Origin of the sequence: Anaerococcus sp. HMSC068A02, assembly GCF_001811125.1 — a bacterium.
GTDB classification, from domain to species: domain Bacteria; phylum Bacillota; class Clostridia; order Tissierellales; family Peptoniphilaceae; genus Anaerococcus; species Anaerococcus vaginalis_C.
This window is the reverse complement of sequence record NZ_KV803748.1, coordinates 1-236: the sequence shown is the minus strand read 5'-3', so window position 1 is coordinate 236 and position 236 is coordinate 1. Positions and strand designations below refer to the sequence as shown.

The 236-nt window shown below is 37.3% G+C and carries 1 protein-coding gene; it reads right to left on the bottom strand.

Annotated elements, in window-relative coordinates:
• Nucleotides 1-236, bottom strand: a 236-nt coding sequence (locus HMPREF2782_RS04385) for a recombinase zinc ribbon domain-containing protein (RefSeq protein WP_186821654.1), incomplete at both ends; no start/stop codon positions are given.

The following is a 236-nucleotide window of genomic DNA, read 5'->3' as shown; positions in this document are numbered from 1 at the left end:
TTTACTTTGATGTAGTGCATACTGCAAGTGCCTTTTCTGTGTCTGTAATGTTGGCACACAAAACAATAATCACAATCGTATTTCTTTTCTTTATGTTCTGCCGGCTCTCTGTAACTTAACTTTCCTCCACAATCAGAACAGATTAAAAGTCCTGTAAATGGGTGGGAGGTTGTACCATACTTTGGGCTTCTTCTTACTGTTTTTCTTAACCTTTGAGCATTATTCCATGTTTCTTC